The sequence below is a fragment of the Bradyrhizobium barranii subsp. apii genome, assembly GCF_011516635.5.
Taxonomy (GTDB): Bacteria; Pseudomonadota; Alphaproteobacteria; order Rhizobiales; family Xanthobacteraceae; genus Bradyrhizobium; species Bradyrhizobium barranii.
The window spans coordinates 762,781-787,760 of record NZ_CP096255.1; the positions used below are offsets into that span (position 1 = coordinate 762,781).

Consider the following 24,980-nt stretch of genomic DNA (forward strand, 5'->3'; position numbering starts at 1 on the left):
TAATGGGACCCTAACGCCGGTCACGGTCGAGACCCCGCGCCGAAACACATCGCGCGCTTTCGAGCGGCTTAACCTCAATGGCCGTTGAGCGAAACGCCGCTGTTTGGCAATGAGAAATTAGCCAATGAAGCTTTGTAGCTTCCGTGTCAGTCCGCGAACGCCGGTTGCAAGCGGGGACGCCGCGATCGGCAACGATAGAAAATTGGTTACGGGGTCCAGATCCGACTCCTGACCTCATCAACCTCTCCGCTTCGGCCGTCCGATCTTGCGCGGTTGACGCGCCATGGCGTCAAAATCCAAGCCCTCGAACATCGACCAATCGATTTCTTTCGGCAGTTCGAAATTGGCCAGCTCCTGGCACTGCTTGCGACGCAGCGCGGATTGGGCGCCATAGTTACCGTGGACATCGTTGGACTCGTGACCCATCTGCAACCTGGTGGCCTCGTCATCGAGATCCTCCTCGATGAACATGTCTTTGGCTCCGTGCCTCAAGGAGTGGGCCACTTCGATATTCATACCGATAGCGCCGGACTTCTTGAGGAGACGATTTACGCGTTTCGAAGCCACGTCACCCGGATCAGTCGTGGTTGCAAGCAAGCGGAAGATGAAATTATCGCCCTGTGCGGCTGCCCACTCGACGAAACCGATGCGGCAGAAAAAGTCATGCAGCACGAAGAAGCGCAAACTCGCTTCCGTCTTAAACCCAACCCGCTTGTACATTCCTTTTTCTTTGTCATAAACGATGCCATTGACGCGCACGATGTCGACACCATGCTTGCGGTCAATATCGCTGCCCCGGATGAACGGAAGGATTCCGATGCGCCGAGACGAGAGAAGGCACAGGGGCCCAAGCATCGCGTCATCGAGATAGCCGCTGTCGACGCCCAGTCTGAAGACCTTGTCAACTTTTTCGTAGTCGAGTGCCTCGCGTTTGACGGAGGGCTTGGCGTTGTCCGGCCACCGCACTCGATAGCCCTCGAACGGATTGCGAAGTCGGTGCAAGCCAACGGCGCCGTTGATGATAGCTCGCACCGTTTGAACGTATCCATCTTGGATGGTTTTCAGGGCGAGGGGCTCGTAGCAGCTTTCGACCTTATTCTTTTCGATCGCCGCATGGATGCCCATCTGCCGCAGCTCTTCGGTGTTTTCGCCCTCACGCGAAAGCTCGACTGGGACATACTGAAGCTCGTTGACGAAGTTCTGCAGGTCAATCGGCAAATAGCAATCGATCGGCCGATCTCCGACAAGAGCTTTGAAGGTTGCCGCACGCATCCGACCCGTGCTGATGGCACTGTCAGACGCTCCTCCGGCCTTTCGAAGCTCAAAATATTCGTCTTCCAGCTCGCTGAATTTTGGCGCGGTCGATGTTTCGATGTTAGGCGTAACGTCTGTTCGCGATTGCTCCGACTTCATCGGCCTGAAGTCGCGCGACCTTGCAGACCGGCTGGCCGACGTCGCCGAGGTTTGTTCAAGAATTGCAAGTTGCCGGTCGGCGACTTCGGTGAGCTTGCCGAGCACGTCTGACAGCGGCTCACCGGCAGACGCGAGTCCTGCGCCAGCCCTCCAACGATTCCAAACGTCCTGGCGCAGCAGGTCGGCGCGGGCCACGACCATCGGGTTTCCCGCTCCGCCTTTGCTGACCTCCTTTTCGATCAGCACGGCCTCCTGGATCGACGCGATATCCCGCAGGGCGTCGGGTGAAAAATCCGGCCACGGAGGGGGATTGGCGATCTTGGCCGCTGCGGTTTCGAGGAATGTGAGCATGTTCGCGAAGAATTCCTCAGGGCTATCACCCTTCGGAAACCCGACGTCGCTGCTCAGAAGCTCTTCCCCGGTGTGAGTATTTGAGTATTCACCCCACCTCTCCATTGGCTGAAGCCGGTTTGCGCCAGCGCGCCCAGCCAAGACGCCCGCCGCTGCGCCTCGCGATGCGGAAGCACCCCAAGTCGCACCCGAATAGGAGCGCATGACGGCAGCCCGGCTGCAAGGTTTGAGGGGGGCCGAATCTGGAAGAAATACGTGGAAAGCCGGCGCACCAGATAGGTTGGTGCCCGCCCTGGCCCTCTCGGCCGGCGCGCCGGCCGCTCGAATGCTCTTCCTTGTTGGACTACTTCGCGGACTACATTGGGGGATACACGCTTCGACACTTGCACACTCGGGCAGGCCGGAAGCGTTGTTTTTCGGGGTTTTCGCAGACCCAGAAAGTGGCGGATGGGGCGAATTAACTGGCGGAGAGGGAGGGATTCGAACCCCCGATAGGCTTGCACCTATGCCGCATTTCGAGTGCGGTGCATTCAACCACTCTGCCACCTCTCCTGAAGGCGCCAAGTAAGGAGCAGGGCCCCTGTGGTTGGGGGCGTTAATAGGCGAGGATGGCGGGCCAGACAAGGCGCGAAAGGGGAAAATCCGCTGCCTCTTTCAGCCCTGCCGTGGAGCCGTCTCCGGTCCGATGAATCGGAACGGGGCTCCAGATTCCTGTTTTGACGCGTTTTCTTGAGGCGAACCGGTGTCCGCTTCGCTCGAAAACGCTCTGATCGCCGGGAGGAACTGCCGTGGAGCATCTCACGATCAAGGCCAATGGCGCCGATTACCACCTGGTCCGCGCTGGGCGGGGCAAACCGCTGCTTTTGCTGCATGGTTGGCCGGAATTCTGGCTGACCTGGGAGCCGGTGATATCCAGGCTTTCGGACCGTTTCATGCTGATCGCGCCCGATCTGCGCGGCTTCGGCGACAGCGACAAGCCGGACGGGCCTTATGGGCCGGACGGCCATGCCGCGGACATGCTGGCGCTGATGGAGGGGCTCGGCATCGAGCGATTCGCCGTGGTCGGCCATGATGTCGGCGGCGCCGTGATGCAGCCTTTGGCCCGGCAGGCGCCGGAGCGGCTCGCCGGGCTGTTCTTCTTCGATTTCGTCTATCCCGGGATCGGGCCGCGCATGGCGGCGCCTGATAGGCTCAACCACATCTGGTATCAGTCTTTCCATCAAATGGAGATGGCGCCGGCGCTGGTCGGGGCGAGCCGCGAGAGCTGCCGGCTCTATATCAGTCACTTCCTCAAAGGTTGGGCGCACCGGAAGAACGCCTTCGACGATGTTCTCGACGCCTTCGCCGACAATTTCTTCAGGGACGGCAATCTCGCCGGTGGCTTCGCGCATTATCGCGCCTCGCATGCCGGGCGGGTCGCGATGATGAAGGGCGAAGCCCCGCAGCTGGCACCGATCAACGTGCCGACGTGCGTGCGCTGGGCCGAGCACGATCCGCTGTTTCCCTATGCCTGGACCGATCGTCTCGGCGAGACGTTTGGCGAGCTCGATCTCGCGATGTTTCCGGGCGTCGGCCACTTCCCGCATCGGGAAGATCCGGATCGCGCGGCCGCGGAGATCGCGGCGTTCTTTCAGCGCATTGGCTGGAGCTGAAGACAGGGGTGGGACCGCCAGACGCGGTAAACACTGGCGGTCCCGTGCCGCTCATTGAAATACTGGCTGGGAAGGGCGGCTTCGCCGGCCAGGGTGAGGCGACGATTCGACCGTAGCGAGTGTCCTGTGCGCTGCAACGCAATCCGGTCCTTAACCTAACCAGTCAAGGTTACTCCTTGTCCGCCTTACTCTTTTTCTTGCCGTTCTCAGTAGAATCCCGGTCTTTTCCGTTGCCGTTCTCCTTGCGGCGGTTGGTGAAGCGGGCATTGCCGAGCCCGGTGCCGATGGTGAGCACGCCCCAGCGATCGACGTCCTGCATGAACGGCACCTCGGAGAGGCCCTGAACCACGCCGTCATTGTGCATCAGGATCGCGGTGTCGTGGTCGCCGATCACGGGGATGCCCTCGATCAGGCTCGCCGGCAGGTTGAACTTGCTGCTCTCCCAATTGCCCGGCAGGTTCTGCGCGCCCTTCTCGATCGAGCCATCCGCGTTGATCACGCCGGGACAGGCGATGCCGATGAACGGCGCGAGCTTGTAGCCGTCTTTCTCGGCCTCGGTGATCAGCCCCTTCAGCATCTTGATGAGCCGCTTCACCGCACCCTCGCGGGTCGGCTCGTCATCGGCATGACGCCACAGCTCGGATTTCACGACCTTGGCCTTCGAGAGGTCCTTGGCCTTCTTCCAGCCGGTCTCCACCAGGCCGCAGCGGATGTTGGTGCCGCCGATGTCGACGGCGAGGATGCTGTCATGGGCCTCGAAAATCCAGGACGGCGCCAGATGCAGCGTGCCGATCAATCCGGCTTCATCGGGATGGGCGCGGATCGGCACCATGTCGATCTTGAAATCCTCGGCCTTGAGGATGATCCCGGTGCGCGCGATCGCAAGCTCGCCGAGCCGTGAATCGCGGAAGCCGCCGCCGACGACGATGCGCTCGGTCTTGGCCCAGGCCTTGCTCTTGAGGAAGCGACGGGTGACGTAAGCGAGCTCCTGGGCAAAGTCCTCGATGGCGCTGTGCACCACGGCCCAGGCCTCGGTGTCATCGCCGATCAGGATGGCGTCCAGCGTCTTCTTGCTGATCTCATCCGATGGCTCCTTGCCGAACGGGTCCTCGCCGGACTTGCGCAGCGGCTTGCGCCAGCGCTCGAGGATTTCGCGGAACGCGCCCTTGCTGGCGCGGTCGCCGAGGAAGCCGTCCTCGTCCTTCATCTCGATGTTGAAGCTGTCGATGTCCACTGACGGCAGCCGCGCCGCGCCGTGGGCGGCGATGCCCGTCGTCGTCTTGACCAGTTCGTCCGTTGCCATGAAAGCCCTGCCCGGTTAGCTGTTCCGGCCGGGACAACGGCGCGGGAACCCGTTGGTTGCAGCGCCGGCCGAGATTCGATTCCGGGCCGGCCGACGGCCCAAATCCTTCAAATCCGGGCCGTTTCCGGTGGTTTTCCTTGACTTGCGGCGTCCGGCGGCTATAAGTCCGGCAACCGGCGCGGGGCGCTTCTCGCGCTGTTTGTTTTTGCGTGGGTTTTCAAAAGGGATAACTCCCGCCCGCACAAAACGCGCATAAACCCATAGCGACTGACAAAAAGCCGGCCCGGACGATTCTCGTCGCGAGGCCGGGATTTGAACACGGAGAAAAAACGATGTTCGCAGTCATCAAAACCGGCGGCAAGCAATACCGCGTCGTGCCGGATGATGTTCTCGAAGTAGGCAAGATCGAAGGCGAAGTCGGCTCGATCATACAGCTGAATGAAGTGCTGGTGCTCGGCGGTGACACGCCGGTCCTGGGCGTCCCGACGGTCGCAGGCGCGTCCGTTGCGGTCGAGGTGCTCGACCACAAGCGCGGGCCGAAGGTCATCGCGTTCAAGAAGCGCCGCCGCAAGAATTCGCGCCGCAAGCGCGGCTATCGCGACGAGATCACGGTCCTCCGTATCTCCGAGATCCTGACGGACGGCGCCAAGCCCACCAAGGGCCCGCGTCCGAAGCGGGAGAAGGTCGCCAAGGAAGAGGCGAAGGAAGAAGCCGCCGCATAATTTGATCACGCGCAATCACGAATTGATGCGTGAGAAATTGTGAAATGATTCCGTCAAGGAATTGATCTAGAAATACGCAGGATTTTGGAGACGAGCCATGGCTCACAAAAAAGCAGGCGGATCATCGCGCAACGGTCGCGATTCGAAGGGCAAGCGCCTCGGCATCAAGGCGTTCGGCGGCGAAGTCGTGATTCCCGGCAACATCATTGCGCGTCAGCGCGGCACCACCTGGCATCCCGGCCTTAATGTCGGCATGGGCACGGACCACACTCTGTTCGCCAAGATCGAGGGTCGCGTCACGTTCCAAGCCAAAGCCAACGGCCGCACATTCGTATCGGTACTCCCGATCGCCGAGGCGGCTGAATAAACGGTGGACCAAATTTGGAGTCCGCCGGGTCCTTGACCGAACCGGCGGAGTCCACGAGACGGCTCCAGGGGAGGCAGGGAAACCGGCCTCCCCTTTCGTTTGACTTGCTCACTTTTCACTTAGTGACTTTGACGGAGCCGGACATGTTGCAGGATTTCTCGAGCGTGACCTTGCGGGAGGCGAGACCGAGCGTCGTCGCCACCGAGCGGCTGACGTTGCGGCGCCCGACTCTCGCCGACGTCAGGACCATCGCCCACCTCGCCAACGACCGCCGTGTCGCGGAAAACACCCGTCGCCTTCCACACCCCTATTCGCAGGACGACGCCGTCGAATTCGTCCGCGCCACCGCCGCGCTCGGCAGCGAGACCGTGTTCCTGATCGAGCACGACACCGGGCCCGTCGGCATGGTCGGCATCGACCGCTCCACGCCCGACAATGCCGAGCTCGGCTACTGGCTCGGCGTCGAGCATTGGGGCCAGGGCTTTGCCACCGAGGCGGCGCGCGGCGCGATCGACTTCTTCTTCGAGGAGTTCGAGGACGATCATCTCTATGCGGGTGCGCGCGTCACCAATCCGGCCTCGCGCAACGTGCTGGAGAAGTGCGGCTTCCAGTGGAGCGGCGTCCAGCTGCATCGCTTCCTCGCGCTGGGCTCGTCCACGCCGGTCGATTGCTTCCGCCTGTCACGCGGCGTGTGGTCGTCGCTGAAGAACTGGAGCAGCGCGAGACGGATGAGGTAGGGCGCAGTTGCTTACCCTCCCCTTCAGGGGAAGGTAAGAGCTACGCTGGCGGATTCACCTCGTTGCTCGGGCGGCCGAGATCGCGTTCGCGCAAGTAGATGTAGAACCCGGCGCCGATGATGATGGCGGCGCCGATGATGGTGGCAATCGACGGCACGTCGCCGAACACGACGAAGCCGAAGATCACGGCCCAGACGATCATCGAATATTGGTAGGGCACCACGACGCTGGCCGGTGCCAGCTTGAGCGAGCGGTTGACGCAGAACAGCGCCGTCACCGAGACGCAACCCGCCAGCGCGAAGATCGCGAGGCTGCCCGGTGTCGGCGGCACCCAGTGGAATGCCGACAGCACGGCACCAAGCGAGAACGTGCCGATGAATTGCGACGACGCCATCACGATGTCCGGCGTCTTGCGCAGGCTGCGCGTGATCAGCATCAGGGTCGCAAACGACAGGCTGCCGCCGAGCGCGATCAGCGCCGGCAGACTGACCGTCTGCGCCGACGGCCGCAACGCGATCAGCACGCCGCAGAAGCCGATCAGGATCGCCGTCCAGCGCCGCCAGCCGACCTTCTCGCCCAGAAAGATCGCCGACATCGCGGTGACGAAGATGGGGCCGGCGAGATAATAGGTGATGACGTCGGCGAGCGGCAGATAGACCGTCGCGAGGAAGAAGGCGGCCACTTCCAGCGTCGACAGCACGACGCGAAACAGCTGCAGGCGCGGCCGCTCCAGATGCAGGAACTGATGACGCTGCCGCCAGACCAGCGGCGAGAGCAGCAGTAGCGCCGCGCAGGCGCGCAGGAACAAGAGCTGCCCCACCGAATAGGTCCCGACGAGGAACTTGCCCATGGCGTCGCCGAACGAGAACATGAAGATCGACAGCACCATCAGCGCAATGCCGGCCAGGCGTGCGGAGCGGTCGTCATAGGCGGAGAGATTCTTGAAGAAGGGCATTGGCGCCGTTTTAATCACGTGGGCGCGCCGGACAAGCCCGCATCTGCTGATTGAACGGATTGTCGCACTCTTCGCGGCGCGATAGCGATAGACGCCTCCCCAACGAAAGAGCACGGACATGACCGACTTCGACCCGACCCGGCATCGCATGATCCCCGCGCAACGCTGGTTTGAGGATTTCGTGGTCGGCGAGCGCTTCGTGCTGCCGAGCCGCACCCAGACCTCGGCGGTGTTCGCCGCCTTCCAGACCGCGAGTGGCGACACCCATCCCGTGCATTACGACGTGGAATATTGCCGCAGCCGCGGCATGCCGCATCTGCTCGCCCACGGCTTCCAGACCTTGATCCACACGGCGCCCGGCGCGGGTCTGTTTCCGTTCATGGTCGAGGACTCCCTGGTCGGCTTCCTCGAGCAATCGAGCAAGTTCCTCAAACCGGTGTTCGCCGACGACACCATTTATCCCGCGCTCGAGGTCACGGAGCTGGTGCCGGGTCGCACGACCGGCGCGGTGACGCTCAAAAGCACCGTATTCAACCAGCGCAAGGAGCTGGTGCTGGAGGGGATGCAGAAATTCCTGATCCGGAGACGGCCTGCGGGTTAAGCACGGGGCCAAATTCGCGGAAATTCGGCCGATTCAGGGATAAGTCCGGGTTGCCGCGCGGGACCGCCTGCCCTACCTATGGCCCATGAAATTCCTCGACGAAGCAAAGGTCTATATCCGCTCCGGTGACGGCGGGAACGGCTGCGTGGCGTTCCGCCGCGAGAAGTTCATCGAATTCGGCGGTCCTTCCGGCGGCAATGGCGGCCGCGGCGGCAATGTGGTCATCGAGGTCGCCGACGGCCTCAACACGCTGATCGACTACCGCTACCAGCAGCATTTCAAGGCCCAGAAGGGCGAGAACGGCTCGGGCTCGGACCGTCATGGCGCCAACGGCAAGGCGATCGTGCTGAAGGTCCCCGTGGGCACGCAGATCTTCGACGAGGATCGCGAGACCCTGATCCACGACTTCACTGATGTCGGCGAGAAGTTCGTGCTGGCCGAGGGCGGCAATGGCGGCTTCGGCAACGCGCATTTCAAGTCCTCGACCAATCGCGCGCCGCGCAACGCCAATCCCGGCCAGCCCGGTGAGGAGCGCTGGATCTGGCTGCGGCTGAAACTGATCGCGGATGCCGGACTGGTCGGCCTGCCCAATGCCGGCAAATCGACCTTCCTCTCCAAGGTCAGCGCGGCGAAGCCGAAGATCGCCGATTATCCCTTCACCACGCTGCATCCGCAGCTCGGCGTCGTGAATTCCGACGGCCGCGAATTCGTGCTGGCGGACATTCCCGGTCTGATCGAAGGCGCGCATGAAGGCGCCGGCCTCGGCGACCGCTTCCTCGGCCATGTCGAGCGCTGCCGCGTGCTGCTGCATCTGGTCGATGCGACCTGCGAGCACGCAGGCAAGGCGTATAAGACGGTTCGCAACGAACTCAATGCCTATGGCGGGCTGCTCACCGACAAGATCGAGATCGTCGCGCTGAACAAGATCGACGCGGTCGGGCCGGACGAGTTGAAGAAGCAGAAAGACCGGCTGAAGCGCGCCGCCAAGAAGACGCCTCTGCTGCTCTCCGGCATCACCGGCGACGGCGTGAAGGAAGCGTTGCGCGCGCTCGTCGAGGTGATCGGCGAGGCCCCGGTATCGGCCAAGGCGAAGAGCGCGGCCGAAGCGGAGCCGTGGTCGGCTTGAACTCTCTCCCCGCCGTCGTCCCCGCGAAAGCAGGGACCCATACCGCGTGATCTTTCGATTGCGGACGGTTGTAGTACCGAACAACGAGCCTTCGCAAAACTACGTCTTGGGGTTATGGGTCCCTGCTTTCGCAGGGACGACAGCGGAGTGCGCGGCCGCGGGCACGCGCATCGCGGCTTGTCTTCGCTGGCGCGATAGCGCAGCATTAAAAGATCAAGAAACGGCAGGGGCGAAGCATGGCGCGCGCGAAGAACGTTCTCTGGATCATGTGCGACCAGCTTCGCTACGACTATCTCGGCTGCACCGGCCATCCCACGCTGAAAACGCCCAACATCGACGCCATGGCCAAGCGTGGCGTGCTCTTCAGCAAGGCCTATGTGCAGTCGCCGATCTGCGGCCCGTCGCGGATGTCGTTCTACACCGGGCGCTACATGCGCTCGCACGGCTCGCACTGGAACGGCTGGCCGCTGCGCGTCGGCGAGCCCACGCTCGGCGACCACCTCAAAACAATCGGCGTGCGCAACGTGCTGGTCGGCAAGACCCACATGGCGCCCGATCTCGAGGGCATGAAGGCGCTCGGCATCCCGCCGGAATCGATGATCGGCGTGCACGTCGCCGAATGCGGGTTCGAGCCTTATGAGCGAGACGACGGCCTGCATCCGACGGGACGGCCGCGCCCGAAATACGATGAGTACCTGCGCCAGCAAGGTTTTGAAGCGACCAATCCCTGGGAGCATTGGGCGAATTCAGGCGCAGCGGACGACGGCTCCCTGCAGAACGGCTGGCTCCTGGTGCATGCCGACAAGGCCGCGCGCGTGCCGGACGAACACTCTGAGACGCCCTACATGACGCGGCGCGCGATGGACTTCATCAGCGAGGCCGAGACCGACGGCAGGCCGTGGTGCCTGCATCTGTCCTACATCAAGCCGCACTGGCCCTATATCGCGCCAGAGCCCTATGCGAGCATGTATTCGGCGGACGACATGATCCCGGCGATCCGCTCCGAGCGCGAACGCCAGGATCCGCATCCGGTGTTCGGCGCCTACATGGACATGCGCTACTCCCGCAACATGGCGCGCGATGAGGCCCGCGAGAAGGTGATCCCGACCTATATGGGCCTGATCACGCAGATTGACGACCAGATGGGCGTGCTGATGAAGTTTTTGGAGGCGCGCGACCTGCTGGACACCACCATGATCGTGTTCACCTCCGATCATGGCGACTATCTCGGCGATCACTGGATGGGCGAGAAGGATCTATTCCACGAACAGTCAGCGAAGATTCCGTTGATCATCATCGATCCGTCGAAGGAAGCCGACGCCACGCGTGGCACGCGCAGCGACGCGCTGGTGGAAGGCATCGATCTCGCGCCGACCTTCGTCGATTATTTCGGCGGCAAGGTGCCAGGCCACATCCTGGAAGGACGCTCGCTGCTGCCGCTGCTGCGCGGTGAGAGGCCGTCCGACTGGCGCAAGGTCGCGTTCTCCGAATACGACTACGCCATGCAGGATGTGCGGCTGAAGCTGAACCAGCCGATCGAACGCTGCCGCCTGTTCATGGTGTTCGACGGCCGCTGGAAATACATCCACGCCTCCGGCTTCCGCCCGATGCTGTATGATCTCGAAACCGATCCGGAGGAATACGTCGATCGCGGCGACGATCCGGAATGCGCCGCGATCATCGCGAGGCTACAGGCCGAGCTGTTCGACTGGGCCCTGCATCCCAACGACCACATCACCACGCCGCGCGAGAAGATCGCGAACTATGCCGACAACCAGCTCCAGGTGAAGGGCGGCATTTTGATCGGCGTCTGGGATGAGGCGGAGCTTGCGTCGATCAAGGACGGGATCGCGCAACGCGCGAAGCTCTAAAACCCTCATGGTGAGGAGGCGCGAAGCGCCGTCTCGAACCATGCAGGCCCCCGCTGCTACAGCCGGGCCTTTCATCCTTCGAGACGCCGCTCCGCGGCTCCTCAGGATGAGGGGATAGAGTAGCGCGCGGCATTCAATTCTCGATCTTGTACCCCGTCGCCTTTACGATCGGCTGCCAGAACGCCGTGTTGGCGGCGAGCTCCTTGGTCAGCCCATCCGCATTGCTGCCGACCGGGATCAGCCCGATCGCGGTGAGCTTCTCCTTCACCTCGGGCCTGGCGAGCGCCGCACTCGCGGCGGCGCCGAGCTTGCTGGCGAAGTCCGGCGGGCTGCCGGCGGGAAGCCACATGCCGTACCAGGCATCTGCGACGAGATCGATGCCGCTCTCCTTCAGCGTCGGAACCTCAGGTGCGAACGGCGAACGTTCCGCGCTCGCGACCGCGATGATCTTCACGCCCTTGGCGCGGTGCTGCGGCAGCGCATCGGCCAATGTCACGATGCCGAACGACAGATGGCCGCCGATGAGATCGTTGAGGATAGGCGCGCTCCCGCGATAGGGCACGCGGGTCAAGGGAATGCCGAGATCCTTCTCGAGCTTGGAGCCCATGAAATGCGGAATGGTGCCCTTGCTCGGCACGCCGAACGACGTCTTGTCCGGATGCGCCTTCAGCCACGCCACGAATGACTTGAAATCGGCAGCGTCAATCGCCGGGCTGATCACGAGCGCGAATTCGAACCGCGCCAGCAGCGACACCGGCATAAAATCCTTGGCCGTGTCGAAGCTCGGCGTCGTCTCCACCATCGGCAGCAGGTACATGGTCGGCCCGGTCGTCACCAGCACCATGCTGCCGTCGGCACTCGCGCCCTTCACCGCCTTGATACCGATCAGGCCGTCGCCGCCGGTACGGTTCTCGACGACGATGGTCCGTTGCAGCGCCGGCGCCATCTCCTGCGCGATCAGCCGGCACAGCGTGTCGCCGCCCGCTCCCGCCGCGAACGGGAAGATCATCTTTGTCAGCCCGGCCTGCGCTTGCGATCCGCCCGCCTGCGCCAACAGCGGCAACCCGAGACATCCGGCGATGAAGTTGCGGCGATCCATCGGTTTCCTCTTTGAGCCCATTATGGTTGGCGACAATTAGAGCCAGGCGCGTGTCCCGGACAAGCGCCGTTTACCATTTTAGCCGCCTTGCGCCGGCCATCGTCCTGCTGCAAAAGCAGGCCTTAACCGGCGCCGCCTGTCGCTCCGCCGTTTCCGATGCAGAGCAATCCGTCACACGCGCCAACGCATACACACATGGCCAGCCCCGAACTCAGTCAATTCCGCCGCATCGTCGTCAAGGTCGGCTCCGCCCTGCTGGTCGATTCCGACAAGGGCGAGGTGCGCGCCTCCTGGCTCGCCGCGCTCGCCGACGACATGGCCAAGCTGCATCGCGAGGGCCGCGACGTGCTCGTCGTCTCCTCCGGGTCGATCGCGCTCGGCCGCAGCCGGCTGAAATTGCCGCGTGGCCCGCTGAAGCTGGAGGAGAGCCAGGCGGCCGCCGCCGTCGGCCAGATCGCGCTGGCGCGGATCTGGTCGGAGGTGCTCGGCGCCCACGGCATCGGCGCGGGGCAGATCCTGGTCACGCTCCAGGACACCGAGGAGCGCCGCCGCTATCTCAACGCGCGCTCCACCATCGGCAAGCTGCTGGAATGGCGCGCGATCCCCGTCATCAACGAGAACGACACGGTCGCCACCAACGAGATCCGCTACGGCGACAATGACCGCCTCGCCGCGCGCGTCGCCACCATGGCGAGCGCCGATTTGCTGGTGCTGCTGTCCGATATCGACGGGCTCTACGACGCCCCGCCGAAGAACAATCCGAACGCAAAACTCATTCCCGTGGTCGACAGCATCTCCTCCGAGATCGAGGCCGTGGCAGGCGACGCCGAGTCCGAGCTGTCGCGCGGCGGCATGCGCACCAAGGTCGAGGCCGCGAAGATCGCCACGACCGGCGGCACGCATATGCTGATCGCCTCGGGCAAGATCGAGCATCCCCTGCAGGCGATCGCCGACGGCGGCCGCTGCACCTGGTTCCTGACGCCGGCCAACCCCATCACCTCGCGCAAACGGTGGATCGCGGGCACGCTGGAGCCGAAAGGCACGCTGACCATCGATGCCGGCGCGGTGACGGCGCTGCGTGCCGGCGCCAGCCTGCTGCCGGCCGGCGTGATCAAGGTGGAAGGCCAGTTCGCCCGCGGCGATGCGGTGATCGTGCGCGGTCCTGATACCAGCGAGGTCGGCCGCGGCCTGATCGCCTACGATGCCGAGGTCGCCGAGCGGATCAAGGGCCGCTCGTCCCCGGACGTGATGGCGATCCTCGGCATCAGCGGGAGGTCCGAGATGATCCACCGCGACGATCTGGTGGTGGGCGGGTAAGGGCCGCGACGGCCCTTTTCACCGAATTTGCTGGGCCAATGACCCAGCCGGCGCCTCGCCGGAGAGACCAGCCATACCCTCCCGACCCTTCGCAGACGCGGGATTTCCATGCTAGGACACCGCCTTAGCAGAAGGTTGAAGCTCCAATGGCCGCCCCCCTCAAAGCCGTCGACGGCAATGCCGATCTCCAGGCGCTGATGTCCGATCTCGCCGCCCGTGCCCGCGCTGCCGCGCGCGTGCTGGCGCTGGCGCCGCCGGAGCAGAAGAACCGGGCGCTCGAGGCCATGGAGCGGGCGATCCGCGCGAACTCTGCCGCGATCCTTGCCGCCAATGCCGAGGACGTCGCGGAGGCCCGCGCCTCGGGCACCATGATCGCCTCCTTCATCGACCGCCTGACACTGACACCTGCGCGCGTCGAGTCGATGGCCGAGGGCATCGGTATCGTGCGCGGCATCGCCGATCCGATCGGCATCGTCACCGAGAGCTGGCAGCGGCCGAACGGCATGACCATCGAGCGCGTGCGCGTTCCGCTCGGCGTCGTCGGCGTGATCTTCGAGAGCCGGCCGAACGTTGCGGCGGATGCCGGCGTGCTGTGCCTGAAATCCGGCAATGCCGTGATCCTGCGCGGCGGCTCCGACAGTTTTCGTTCGTGCCGCGCGATCCATGAATGTCTCGTCCAGGGCCTGCGTGACGCCGGGCTCCCCGAAGCGGCGATCACGCTGGTGCCGACGCGCGACCGCGCGGCGGTCGGCATGATGCTGTCAGGGTTGAACGGCGCCATCGACGTGATCGTTCCGCGCGGAGGCAAGAGCCTCGTCGCGCGCGTCGAGCAGGAAGCCCGCGTGCCCGTGTTCGCGCATCTCGAAGGCGTCAACCACGTCTATATCGATGCCAGCGCCGACCTCGCCATGGCGAAGTCGATCGTGCTCAACGCCAAGATGCGCCGCACCGGCGTCTGCGGCGCGGCCGAGACGCTGCTGGTCGATCGCGCCGCTGCCGCCAAAAACCTGAAGCCGCTGGTCGAGATGCTGATCGAGGCCGGCTGCGAAGTGCGCGGCGACGACGCCGTGCAGAAGACCGATGCGCGCGTCAAGCCTGCCAGCGAAGACGATTGGGACACCGAATATCTCGACGCGATCATCGCAGCGAAGGTGGTGGACGGTGTCGACGGCGCGATCGCGCATATCCAGAACCACGGCTCGCACCACACCGACGCGATCGTGAGCGCGGACGAGGCTGCCGCGAGGAAATTCCTGAGCGAGGTCGATTCCGCGATCGTGCTGCACAATGCCTCGACGCAGTTCGCCGATGGCGGCGAGTTCGGTTTCGGCGCCGAGATCGGCATCGCCACCGGCCGATTCCACGCCCGTGGTCCTGTTGGCGCCGAGCAGCTCACGAGCTTCAAATATCGCGTCCACGGCACAGGTCAGACGCGGCCGTAAGTCATGTCGCGAGGCGTGGGGCATTGAATAACAATTTCGTCGCGCCACGTTTCTTCGCGCAGGCCATTCCGCCCTACACCGAAGGCATGCGCATCGGCCTGCTCGGCGGCTCGTTCAATCCGCCGCACGAGGCCCATCGTGCCATCAGCCAGTTCGCGCTGAAACGCCTCCGACTCGACCGCGTGTGGTGGCTCGTGACGCCGGGCAATCCGCTCAAGGAGAACGGCACGCTGCATGAGCTCGGCGCGCGCATGCAGGCCGCGCGTGACGTCGCCGACGATCCCAGGATAGAGGTGACCTGTCTCGAATCCGTCATTCGTACCCGCTATACTATCGACACGATCAACACCTTGCGCCGCCGTCTCTCGGGCCTGCGCTTTGTCTGGATCATGGGCGCTGACAATCTCGCTCAATTCCATCGTTGGCAACACTGGCGGCGCATCGCCGACCAGGTGCCGATTGCGGTCATCGATCGCCCGCCGCAGAGTTTTCGCGCCCTCGCCTCGCCCGCTGCCCAGGCCCTTGCACGCTACCGCGTGCCCGAGACGGACGCGGCATTGCTGCCGGATCGGCCGGCGCCGGCCTGGGTCTTTCTGACGGGGTTGAAACTGAACCTGTCCTCGACCGGCTTGCGGAACCCGGACGGGAGCTGGAAAGGTCCGAAGTGAGGGACGTTGTGGGGATTTCAGACTCTCTGGCATATTGAAACCCTTAACCCCACATGATGTAGTGTAACCAGTGAGCGTCGGATTCGGCGTTCGCGATACAGTGAAAGGAATGGTCCCTGACCACATCTGTATTGTCCAAGTCTGTTTTACCCAAGGTAGCGAAACCGGCGCGTAAAACATCGACCAAAGCTGCGGCCTTGAAGGCGCAACCCGACGCCGACAAGACGCTGAGCCTGATCCTCTCCCGCCTCGACGACATGAAGGCGGAAGAGACGGTCACCATCGACCTTCGCGGCAAATCGGCGTACTCCGACTACATGATCGTCACCACCGGCCGGGTGAACCGGCACGTCGGCGCGATCGCGGACAACGTCGCCAAGGGCCTCAAGGAAAACGGCATCAGGAACATCCACGTCGAGGGCTTGCCCAATTGCGACTGGGTGCTGATCGATTCCGGCGATGTGATCGTGCACGTGTTCAGACCCGAGGTCCGCGAGTTCTACAATCTCGAGAGATTGTACACCCAGGGCCCAGGGGCGGCGAAGGCGATCTAGGCTCATCGAGCCGATTTCGAATCGGCTGACGCGCATGCTAGCGTCGTGCGCGCGCATATTGCGCGCGGTCTTGAAACACGACCTGAAGATATCATGCGCGTTGCTGTCATTGCGGTGGGCCGGCTGAAGCAGGGCCCCGAACGGGAGCTTGCCGACCGCTATTTCGAGCGGTTCGACGAAGCCGGCCGCAAGCTCGGATTCCGCGAGCTCACCATCCACGAAATCCCCGAAAGCCGCGCGCGCGACACCGCGACACGGATGGCCGAAGAGGCCGCGGCGATCGGCGCGCACATCCCGGAAAAATCGATCCTGGTGGCGCTGGACGAGCGCGGCCAGAATCTCGACTCCACCGTATTCGCACGGCACCTCGGGCGCTGGCGCGACGAGGGTGCCGGACATACTATCTTCGTGATCGGAGGGGCGGACGGACTATCGCCCGAATTGCGCCGTAAGGCCAAGCTCGCGATCGCGTTCGGCTCTGCGACCTGGCCGCACCAAATGGTCCGCGTCATGCTTCTGGAACAGCTTTATCGGGCCGCCACCATTCTGGCCGGCCACCCCTATCACCGCGCGTGATGCGCGCACAACGAGCACCTTTGCGTAAAGCGATGCGAGCGCCGATCCTCAACCTGCTGCTGATCGCCGGCGTTACGGGCGCAAGCCTCGCGCAAGCTCAGACGCAAGGTCAGACAATTGCGCCCGCGCCACAGACGGCGGCCGTCTCGCCCGATGCGATCAAGCAGCGCGAGCAGGAGCTCGAGGCCGCCCGCGCGAGGCAGAAGAGCGCCGAGGAAGCGCAGGCCAAGCTCAAGGCCGAAATCACCTCGCTCGGCCAGGACCGCACCCAGCTCAATCAGCAGCTGATCGACACCGCAGCCAATGTGCGGGCCGTCGAGACCAAGATCGACGAAGCCGAAGCGCGGCTGCGCTCGCTCAGCGGCCGCGAGCAGCAGATGCGCACCTCGCTGGAGTCGCGCCGCGCCGACATCGTCGAGGTGCTGGCGGCCCTGCAGCGCGCCGGCCGGCGCACGCCGCCGGCGCTGTTGGTGCGGCCAGAAGATGCGCTGCAATCACTGCGCACCGCCATGCTGCTCGGCGCCGTGGTGCCGGAATTGCGCGGCCGCGCCGAGAAGCTCGCCGGCGACCTCGGCGAGCTCGTGGCCTTGCGCAAGAACATCGCCGCCGAACGCGACCAGCTTGCCACCGACCGCGACAAGGTCCGCAACGACCAGACCCGGCTCACCGCCCTGGTCGACGAGCGGCAGCGTCAGCAGGCGTCGCGTGAAAAAGACCTCGACGCCGAGAACTCGCGCGCCATCGCGCTCTCCAGGCAGGTCGGCGATCTCCAGGGGCTGATCACCAAGATGGAGCAGGATCTGCAGAGCGCCGCCAAGGCCGCCGAGAAGGCGGCCGAGGCCGCCAAGCAGGCCGAGGCCAAGGCGGCCGCCAGCGCCAAGCCCGGTCCGGGCACTTTCAAGGACCGGTCCCGGACCACCCCGGCGATCGCCTTCGCCGCGGCCAAGGGGCTCCTGCCTCTCCCGGTTAACGGTAACAAGATCAGGGATTTTGGCGGTTCCGATGGGGTCGGCGGTGTCCAGAAGGGCATTTCGCTGGCAACCAGGCCCGGCTCCCAGGTCACGACGCCGTGTGATGGCTGGGTTGTCTATTCCGGCCCGTTCCGCAGCTATGGACAACTCTTGATCCTCAACGCCGGGGGCGGGTATCATGTCCTGATCGCCGGGATGGAGCGCATTTCGGTTAACATCGGTCAGTTTGTGCTCACGGGGGAACCGGTCGCGACCATGGGATCGACCTCTCAAGTCGCCTCCATTCTCGCCACGAACGCGAGTCAACCTGTGCTGTATGTCGAGTTCCGTAAGGACGGCACTCCAATCGATCCAGGCCCATGGTGGGCCGCAAATGAAGGCGAGAAGGTTCGCGGATGATGCGCAAGACTTCAGTTATCCTCCTCAGCGCGGCCACCGGTGCTGCGCTGACGCTGTTCGTGACCCAGCCGCGCGCGGTCTTCATGGGCTCCAGCGCGCGAGCCGCAACTGCAGACACCTATCGCCAGCTCAATCTGTTCGGCGATGTGTTCGAGCGCGTGCGCTCGGACTATGTCGAGAAGCCCGATGACACGAAGCTGATCGAATCCGCCATCAGCGGCATGCTCACCGGCCTCGATCCGCATTCGAGCTACATGGACGCCAAGAGCTTCCGCGACATGCAGGTGCAGACCCGCGGTGAGTTCGGCGGTCTCGGCATCGAAGTCACGATGGAGGACGGCCTGATCAAGGTGGTCTCGCCGATCGACGACACCCCCGCTTCGCGCGCCGGCGTCATGGCCAACGACATCATCACCAATCTCGACGACGAAGCCGTGCAGGGCCTGACCCTGAACCAGGCGGTCGAGAAGATGCGCGGTCCGGTCAACACCAAGATCAAGCTCAAGATCATCCGCAAGGGCCAGGACAATCCGATCGACGTCACCCTGGTGCGCGACAACATTCGCGTCCGCTCGGTGCGCGCGCGCATCGAGGCCGACGACATCGCCTATATCCGCATCACCACCTTCAACGAGCAGACCACCGAAGGCCTGAAGCGCGAGGTCGCCAACCTCTCGAATCAGATCGGCGACAAGCTCAAGGGCTACATCATCGACCTCCGCAACAACCCGGGCGGCCTGCTCGAGGAAGCCGTGACAGTCTCCGACTCGTTCCTGGAGAAGGGCGAGATCGTCTCGACCCGTGGCCGCAATGCCGAGGAGACCCAGCGCCGCACCGCGCATGCGGGCGACCTCACCAAGGGCAAGCCTGTTATCGTGCTGGTCAATGGCGGTTCCGCCTCGGCGTCGGAAATCGTCGCCGGCGCGCTACAGGACCACAAGCGCGCGACCATCGTCGGCACGCGCTCGTTCGGCAAGGGCTCGGTGCAGACCATCATTCCGCTCGGCTCGGGCAACGGCGCGCTGCGTCTGACCACGGCGCGCTACTACACGCCGTCGGGCAAGTCGATCCAGGCCAAGGGCATCGTGCCCGACATCGAAGTGCTCCAGGACGTGCCGGACGAGCTGAAGTCGCGCACCGACACCAAGGGCGAGGCTTCGCTGCGCGGCCATCTCAAGAACGACGGCGACGAGAAGACCGGCTCGCAGTCCTACGTCCCGCCGGACGCCAAGGACGACAAGGCGCTCAAGCTCGCGGACGACCTGCTCCACGGCATCAAGAACAGCGCCTCCGCGGCGCCGACGCCGGGCGACAACAAGGCCACGACCGACAAGCCCAAAGCGGCGAACTAAGTCGGCGCGTCACCTCATCTCTCGAAAAGGGCGGCTCCGGGAGCCGCCCTTTTTGCTTGGGGCTCCTGCTACCCCCGGCCTATCCCGGCCTGACGCCGCTTGACCTCGGCGTGGTATCGTCGGCGGGAGTGATTCGGGATCTCGCATGACTGAAACGGCCGATGATCTGAGCGCCCCGCTCGGACAGGACAAGCCGCGCCGGAAACGGCGGCTGCGGCTGCCGTTCACAGCCATGCAGGCCCTCGCGGTCATGCTCGGCCTGTTCCTGGTCGCCTTCGCCGGCTTCGCCATCTTCAACAAGGATCCGCTCGGCGGCGAGCCGATGACGCGGATTGCGATCCGCGAGCCCAGGGCCACCGACGAGAAGCCGGCCGCCGCGAGCCCTGGCCAGGAGAGCAAGCCAGAGAACAAGCACGAGGCCAAGGAAGCGCCGAAGCAGGCGGGCGAGCAGAAGACCGTCACCATGATCGACGGTTCCACCGGCACGCGCCACGACGTGGTGATCGGTGGCGGCGATGCCGCCGACAAGGGCGACGCGGCGGCCGCCTCCGCCCCTCCGCCCGTCATGGCCGGGATCGACCCGAAACTGCTGGAAAAATCGCGCTACGGCATGATCCCCGTGACGGCCGAGGGCGCGAAGCCGTTCAACGTCTACGCGGCGGATGCCGACCGCGCCAAGGCGGCAAAGATGCCTGTGGTCGCGATCCTGATCGGCGGCCTCGGCGTCGGTGCGGCCAAGACCACCGACGCGATCATGCGGCTGCCGCCGGCGGTGACGCTGGCCTTCACACCCTATGGCGCCGACCCCGGCAAGCTCGCCGAGCGCGCCCGCGCCCAGCGGCACGAGATCTTCCTCCAGATCCCGATGGAGCCCTACGACTTCCCGGACAACGACCCGGGCCCGCAGACGCTGCTGACCTCGCTCACCACCGATCAGAACATCGACCGCCTGTACTGGCACCTGAGTCGGATGCAGGGCTATGCCGGCCTCACCAATTTCATGGGCGCCCGCTTCGTGGCGACCGACGCCGCGATGCAGCCGATCATCCGCGAGGCGGCCAAGCGCGGCCTCGGCTTCTTCGACGACGGCTCCTCGCCGCGCAGCATCGCGCCCCAGGCCGCGGGCAGCCTGGCGATGCCGTTCGGCAAGGGCGATATCGCGATCGACGTGGTGCCGACCCCGGCGGAGATCGACCGCGCCCTGAACAAGCTCGAATCAATGGCGCGCGAGCGCGGCGTCGCAATCGGCACCGCCTCCGCCCTGCCGGTCTCGATCGAGCGCATCAGCAGCTGGACCAAGACATTGAGCGACCGTGGTATCCTTTTGGTGCCGTTGACAACCGCGATGCTGAAATCAAAATCTAGCTAAATCAACGGATTGGTACGGTACGGACCCTCGGGACCGGCATACCCACCAAAAGCACGCGAGAGGTCTGGCGGAATGGCACGTTACGAGGATCTGCCCTACCGTACCTGCGTCGGTGTGATGCTGATCAACAAGAGGGGTCTGGTGTTCATCGGCCGACGCGCCGGCGGCATCGAGCATGTCGACGACGCCCATGTCTGGCAGATGCCGCAGGGCGGCGTCGATCCCGGTGAGGACACCTGGGATGCCGCCAAGCGCGAGCTCTATGAGGAGACCAGCGTGCGCTCGGTCGAGCGGCTCGGCGAGGTTCCGGACTGGCTCGTCTACGACATCCCGCGCACGGTTGCGGGGCGCGCCTGGAAGGGCCGCTATCGCGGCCAGCGCCAGAAATGGTTCGCGGTCCGGTTCACCGGCAAGGACAGCGAGATCAATGTCGAGAAACCCGGCGGCGGCCACAAGGCCGAGTTCGTGAGCTGGCGCTGGGAGCCGATGAAGAACCTGACCGGGCTGATCATCCCGTTCAAGCGCCCGGTCTATGAGCGCGTGGTGAAGGAATTTTCCGCGCTGGCGGATGAATAAATCAAATCGTCATCCCGGGTTCGGTGCTAATGCATCGCCGGAATGACGATGAAAGACGCGCGCGTGACCAATCAAAAACCCTACCGTCCCAATGTGGGGATCGCCCTCTTCAATGCCGATGGCCGCGTGTTGATCGGCCACCGCTTCAAGGGCGACGGCCCCGAAATCATCCTGCCGGGCCTCGACTGGCAGATGCCGCAAGGTGGTGTCGATGAGGGCGAGAACCTGCGCGATGCGGCGCTGCGCGAACTTTGGGAAGAGACCAGCGTCAAGAGTGCGGACTATCTCGGCGAGACAGACTGGCTGACTTACGAGTTCCCTCCCTACGACGGGCCGCAGACGCACCGGCTGGCGAAATTCCGCGGGCAGCGCCAGAAATGGTTCGCGCTGCGCTTCACCGGTCGCGACGACGAGATCGATCCGCTGACGCCGCGCAACGAACAGCCCGCGGAGTTCGACGCCTGGCGTTGGGAGCGGCTCGACCGCGTCGCCGAACTCGTCGTGCCATTCCGCCGCGAGGTCTACCGCGCGGTCGCGCAGCAGTTTGCGCCCTTCGCAAACTAGTCGTCCGTTAAGAATCCGAATTGAGCGGGATGGGACATGTGAACGTGCGCCATATCCGGATCAGGAACAGGTCCAAGAAATCTCTCAGCCAGGCGAGGATGCGGCGGAAGTTGTGGCCTACGGCGGAGAGGACGACGTTGGCGGCGTCTCCTGCGCGGCCTTTGAGGTAGCAGCGCCCGAGGTGACCTTCGGCCTTCAGGTGTCCGATGATGGGCTCGATGGCGGATCGGCGGCGCAACTCGCGCTTGATGATCCCGAAGACGCCGCGCTTCTGGCCGGAGATGAAGACGCGACGTGGATTTTGAGCGTCGTGGCCGCGATACCCCTTGTCGACATAGGCCCGCTCGATCGGACAGCCGGTGAGTGCCTCGGTGCGGTCGATGACGTCGCGCAGGGTGTGACCGTCATACGGATTATCGGGCAGCGCCCTGACGTGTAGCACGAACAGACCGCCGGGAGCTCGGCGGTTGTTGGTGACGATGGAAGCCTTGACGCCGAACTCGTACGGCGCGGAGGCCTTGCCCTTGCCGATGCACTCCACCTCCGGGGCATGGAAAGAATAAAGCTTCCAGCCGCGTTGGCGCTGCTGCTGCGAGCGGATCTGGCTGGCCCGGCCAAGCGGAAGGGCGAACGCCTCCTCCAGGGCTGGCTGGCCGTCGATCTTGCGGCGGATATCGCGGATGATCCGGCCGAGCCTTGAGCGCAGGATACGCAACTGCCGCTGATGCCGCCTGAATTGTTTGGCATGGGCGTAGCGGCCCGCCATCATCGCGGCGGCCTTGGCGATCCGAGAATAGGACTGCCGCAGCCTGACGCCGTGCCTTCTCGCCAGGCGGTTGAGCCCCTTGATGGCCGCATGCAGCAGCTTGGCGTCGGTCGGAAAGGTGATGGCCTTTGGCTGCACCGTGGTATCGACCGTGACCCGCTTGAGGTCCTGGCCGCGTAACGCGCCGGCCTCGTGCGCCACCCGCAGGCTCTCGGCCAGCAGCAGTTCCAGCTTGTCGCCGAGCCGCTTGCGCCAATGGCTCAGGTCCGATCGCTCGTGCGGGAAGGCGTGCTGGAAGAACTCTTCGCCGGTGAAGTACTGGAAATACGGGTCGTGGACCCAGCGCTCGCAAATCCCCTCATCGGACAGCCCGTAAATCTGCTTGAGCAACAGCAGCCCGATCATGAAGCGGGTCTCGATCCCCGGCCGGCCGTTCTCGCTGTAGAGCGGCGCGATCTCGCCGTCGATCCAGTCCCAATCGATCTTGCCGGCCAACAGAACCAGCTCGTGCTTCAGATTGATGATCTGGTCCAGCCGCGCCCGGAACAGGTCGTTCGATCCCGTCGTCTTGTGCTTCTTCGGTCGCATCGTCCCCTCCGATGCAACACAGAATCATGGTCCGCTGCGAAAGGGAATCTGGAGGGTTCTGTGAGGTCGCGCTCACGCGAGGGCGCGGCAGGCGCTTATGACGCGACCTCATTGAAGCCGGATTGAACGAAGGCGCGGGAGGCTATTCGCGGTTTTGCAGCTATGGGGATTGTTCGAGATCGCCATGCCCGATCTGCTGGCTCGGCGCGTGAGGCAGAGACACAGGAGTGCGCATCCTGGAAGAGTTGAGATCAGACGCGCTTCGCCTGAGATCGCGATAGGCCTTTTGCTGCATCGGACGGTTGTTGTCGCGCAGTGTGACAGCACGGATTCGACATCGTCCGCGATGATCGAGACGCTGGGAGCGAAATGACGAATGATGATCGTCGTGCACGACATGACTTGGCTCACGATGTGTCGCATCGGAACGGTGATGTTCGAGGGCTGGGGCGTCTGAAGCTATGTCGAAAGCGCTCAATGATGCGCATGACGCCACCACAATCGGGACAGGCAGGAACCTCGGCCCAGGTTTGAGCCTCCGAATCCACAGGCGACGGCTGGCCATCGTTTGGGGCTGTTCGCTCATGATCGAGAAGTTCGCGGCAAAGGGCGAGCTTGGCAGCGCGATGGCGGTTGGCCATGAAGCCGAAGTGGCGGATGCGGTGGAAGCCGTCAGGCGGCGTATGAAGCAGGAAACGGCGAATGAACTCATCGGGCTTGAGATTCATGATCTTTGTCGCGCTGTTTTGGCGATAGTCCTTCCATGAGAAGGCGACATGATCGTCGTCGAGTGCGACGAGCCGGCTGTTGGCGATCGCGACGCGATGGGTGTAGCGGCCGAGATAGGCCAGGACCTGTGCGGGTCCGCCGAAGGGCCGCTTGGCGTAAACAACCCAGTTGATGCGTCGCATGGCGTCGAGGTGGGCCGCAAAGGCAGCCGGCTCGGCCAGAGCTCCGAGATCGCCGAAGAAACGCAAGGCACCGGAGTTGAAGGCTGCCGACAGACGTTTGAGAAAAAGTGTGCGAAATAGTCTGGACAACGGTTTGACGGCCAGGAAGAAGTTCGGTCGGCAAGCGGTCCAGCGCGCGCCATCGGGCGAGAGGCCGCCACCCGGAACGACGCAATGGACGTGGGGATGATGCATCAGCGTCTGTCCCCAGGTGTGGAGGACGGCGACGCCGCCGATCGCACCGCCGAGCCGGCGTGGATTGGCGGCGAGCGTCGTCATCGCCTCGGCGGCAGCCTTGAACAGGATGGCATAGACGACGGCCTTGTTCTGGAAAGCGATCGCGGCGATCGGTGCGGGAAGTGTAAAGACGACGTGGAAATAGGGAACCGGAAGCAGGTCGGCTTGACGCGCGGCGAGCCACGCGGCTCGGGCTCTCCCCTGACACTTCGGACAGTGCCGATTGCGGCAGGAATTATAGGCAACGCGTGTCGTGCCGCAGTCGTCGCAAGCCTGCATGTGGCCGCCGAGCGCCTCGGTCCGGCACGCAACGATCGCGCTCATCACGCGCCGCTCGACCCGCCCCAGATGACCGGCATGTACACGGCGATAGGCGTCGCCATGCCGGCGCAGAATATCGGCAATCTCGATGGCGGGCCTGTTGGAGCGGATGTCGGAGCGGGTCATGACCCGC

At 64.1% G+C, this 24,980-nt stretch carries 23 protein-coding genes and 1 tRNA gene; 17 read left to right on the top strand and 7 right to left on the bottom strand.

From position 1 onward, the window contains the following. Positions 1-237: 237 nt before the first annotated feature. Positions 238-1,968: a site-specific integrase gene (locus tag HAP41_RS03610; RefSeq protein WP_166054742.1), complete on the bottom strand. Its 1,731-nt coding sequence runs from the start codon at positions 1,966-1,968 to the stop codon at positions 238-240. 258 nt (positions 1,969-2,226) lie between these two features. Then, a tRNA-Ser gene (locus HAP41_RS03615) sits at positions 2,227-2,316 on the bottom strand. 236 nt (positions 2,317-2,552) lie between these two features. Between HAP41_RS03615 and HAP41_RS03620 the strand changes: the two genes are divergently transcribed. Further along, positions 2,553-3,416 (top strand): alpha/beta fold hydrolase, encoded by an 864-nt coding sequence (locus HAP41_RS03620; RefSeq protein ID WP_166054679.1) that lies wholly within the window; start codon positions 2,553-2,555, stop codon positions 3,414-3,416. Positions 3,417-3,585: 169 nt separating this feature from the next. Here the strand turns inward: HAP41_RS03620 and HAP41_RS03625 are convergent, their stop codons facing one another. Beyond that, a complete protein-coding gene (locus HAP41_RS03625; protein WP_166054655.1) occupies positions 3,586-4,719 on the bottom strand; it encodes an ROK family protein in 1,134 nt (377 codons plus the stop codon). 332 nt (positions 4,720-5,051) lie between these two features. Between HAP41_RS03625 and rplU the strand changes: the two genes are divergently transcribed. The 3 genes from rplU (at position 5,052) to HAP41_RS03640 (ending at position 6,545) form a co-directional block, all read left to right on the top strand. Continuing rightward, positions 5,052-5,441, top strand: a complete 390-nt coding sequence (gene rplU / locus HAP41_RS03630; protein WP_028149982.1) for a 50S ribosomal protein L21 — start codon at positions 5,052-5,054, stop codon at positions 5,439-5,441. Positions 5,442-5,538: 97 nt separating this feature from the next. Continuing rightward, positions 5,539-5,808, top strand: a complete 270-nt coding sequence (gene rpmA / locus HAP41_RS03635; protein WP_011083253.1) for a 50S ribosomal protein L27 — start codon at positions 5,539-5,541, stop codon at positions 5,806-5,808. Between the two features lie 143 nt (positions 5,809-5,951). Beyond that, a complete protein-coding gene (locus tag HAP41_RS03640; RefSeq protein WP_028149983.1) occupies positions 5,952-6,545 on the top strand; it encodes a GNAT family N-acetyltransferase in 594 nt (197 codons plus the stop codon). A 40-nt stretch (positions 6,546-6,585) separates the two neighbouring features. Here HAP41_RS03640 and HAP41_RS03645 read toward each other — a convergent pair whose 3' ends face one another. Then, a complete protein-coding gene (locus tag HAP41_RS03645; protein ID WP_041960617.1) occupies positions 6,586-7,500 on the bottom strand; it encodes a DMT family transporter in 915 nt (304 codons plus the stop codon). A gap of 118 nt (positions 7,501-7,618) precedes the next feature. Between HAP41_RS03645 and HAP41_RS03650 the strand changes: the two genes are divergently transcribed. From HAP41_RS03650 to HAP41_RS03660, 3 genes are all read left to right on the top strand, one after another. Continuing rightward, entirely contained in the window at positions 7,619-8,101 is a 483-nt protein-coding gene (locus HAP41_RS03650) for a MaoC family dehydratase (protein WP_166054380.1), read from the top strand. Positions 8,102-8,186: 85 nt separating this feature from the next. After that, complete coding sequence (gene obgE / locus HAP41_RS03655) at positions 8,187-9,227, top strand: GTPase ObgE (RefSeq protein WP_063980437.1); 1,041 nt, start codon at positions 8,187-8,189, stop codon at positions 9,225-9,227. A gap of 236 nt (positions 9,228-9,463) precedes the next feature. Beyond that, on the top strand, positions 9,464-11,098 hold the full coding sequence (locus tag HAP41_RS03660) for an alkaline phosphatase family protein (protein WP_166054281.1): 1,635 nt from the start codon (positions 9,464-9,466) through the stop codon (positions 11,096-11,098). A gap of 133 nt (positions 11,099-11,231) precedes the next feature. Here HAP41_RS03660 and HAP41_RS03665 read toward each other — a convergent pair whose 3' ends face one another. Further along, positions 11,232-12,197, bottom strand: a complete 966-nt coding sequence (locus tag HAP41_RS03665; protein WP_166054260.1) for a Bug family tripartite tricarboxylate transporter substrate binding protein — start codon at positions 12,195-12,197, stop codon at positions 11,232-11,234. Between the two features lie 195 nt (positions 12,198-12,392). On the opposite strand from HAP41_RS03665, the gene proB reads away from it, so the two are divergent. The 10 genes from proB to HAP41_RS03715 all read left to right on the top strand — a co-directional run bounded on the left by proB (position 12,393) and on the right by HAP41_RS03715 (position 21,985). Next, positions 12,393-13,514 carry a glutamate 5-kinase gene (gene proB / locus HAP41_RS03670; protein ID WP_028149988.1) on the top strand — a complete coding sequence of 374 codons (1,122 nt, stop codon included), beginning with the start codon at positions 12,393-12,395 and terminating at the stop codon, positions 13,512-13,514. A 146-nt stretch (positions 13,515-13,660) separates the two neighbouring features. Continuing rightward, positions 13,661-14,956, top strand: coding sequence for a glutamate-5-semialdehyde dehydrogenase (locus HAP41_RS03675; RefSeq protein ID WP_166054188.1), 1,296 nt, complete (start codon positions 13,661-13,663; stop codon positions 14,954-14,956). 23 nt (positions 14,957-14,979) lie between these two features. Continuing rightward, a complete protein-coding gene (locus HAP41_RS03680) occupies positions 14,980-15,624 on the top strand; it encodes a nicotinate-nucleotide adenylyltransferase (RefSeq protein WP_166054145.1) in 645 nt (214 codons plus the stop codon). A gap of 197 nt (positions 15,625-15,821) precedes the next feature. After that, a complete protein-coding gene (gene rsfS, locus HAP41_RS03685) occupies positions 15,822-16,178 on the top strand; it encodes a ribosome silencing factor (RefSeq protein ID WP_014490594.1) in 357 nt (118 codons plus the stop codon). Between the two features lie 93 nt (positions 16,179-16,271). Next, positions 16,272-16,754: a 23S rRNA (pseudouridine(1915)-N(3))-methyltransferase RlmH gene (rlmH, locus tag HAP41_RS03690; protein ID WP_014490595.1), complete on the top strand. Its 483-nt coding sequence runs from the start codon at positions 16,272-16,274 to the stop codon at positions 16,752-16,754. A gap of 32 nt (positions 16,755-16,786) precedes the next feature. Beyond that, a complete protein-coding gene (locus HAP41_RS03695) occupies positions 16,787-18,124 on the top strand; it encodes a murein hydrolase activator EnvC family protein (protein ID WP_166054073.1) in 1,338 nt (445 codons plus the stop codon). Next, on the top strand, positions 18,121-19,476 hold the full coding sequence (locus HAP41_RS03700) for a S41 family peptidase (protein ID WP_014490597.1): 1,356 nt from the start codon (positions 18,121-18,123) through the stop codon (positions 19,474-19,476). Before HAP41_RS03695 ends, HAP41_RS03700 begins: the two co-directional genes overlap by 4 nt. A 145-nt stretch (positions 19,477-19,621) precedes the next feature. Continuing rightward, the gene (locus HAP41_RS03705; RefSeq protein ID WP_166054044.1) at positions 19,622-20,845 is read left to right on the top strand and encodes a divergent polysaccharide deacetylase family protein; all 1,224 of its coding nucleotides are present in this window, start codon (positions 19,622-19,624) and stop codon (positions 20,843-20,845) included. 72 nt (positions 20,846-20,917) lie between these two features. Then, positions 20,918-21,421 carry an RNA pyrophosphohydrolase gene (locus HAP41_RS03710; RefSeq protein ID WP_166054038.1) on the top strand — a complete coding sequence of 168 codons (504 nt, stop codon included), beginning with the start codon at positions 20,918-20,920 and terminating at the stop codon, positions 21,419-21,421. Positions 21,422-21,484: 63 nt separating this feature from the next. Beyond that, on the top strand, positions 21,485-21,985 hold the full coding sequence (locus HAP41_RS03715) for an RNA pyrophosphohydrolase (protein WP_166105216.1): 501 nt from the start codon (positions 21,485-21,487) through the stop codon (positions 21,983-21,985). A gap of 7 nt (positions 21,986-21,992) precedes the next feature. Here the strand turns inward: HAP41_RS03715 and HAP41_RS03720 are convergent, their stop codons facing one another. Both HAP41_RS03720 and HAP41_RS03725 read right to left on the bottom strand, forming a co-directional pair. Further along, positions 21,993-23,339, bottom strand: coding sequence for an IS5 family transposase (locus HAP41_RS03720; protein ID WP_166053956.1), 1,347 nt, complete (start codon positions 23,337-23,339; stop codon positions 21,993-21,995). Positions 23,340-23,746: 407 nt separating this feature from the next. Next, entirely contained in the window at positions 23,747-24,973 is a 1,227-nt protein-coding gene (locus HAP41_RS03725; RefSeq protein ID WP_166053869.1) for an IS91 family transposase, read from the bottom strand. Between the last annotated feature and the right edge of the window lie 7 nt (positions 24,974-24,980).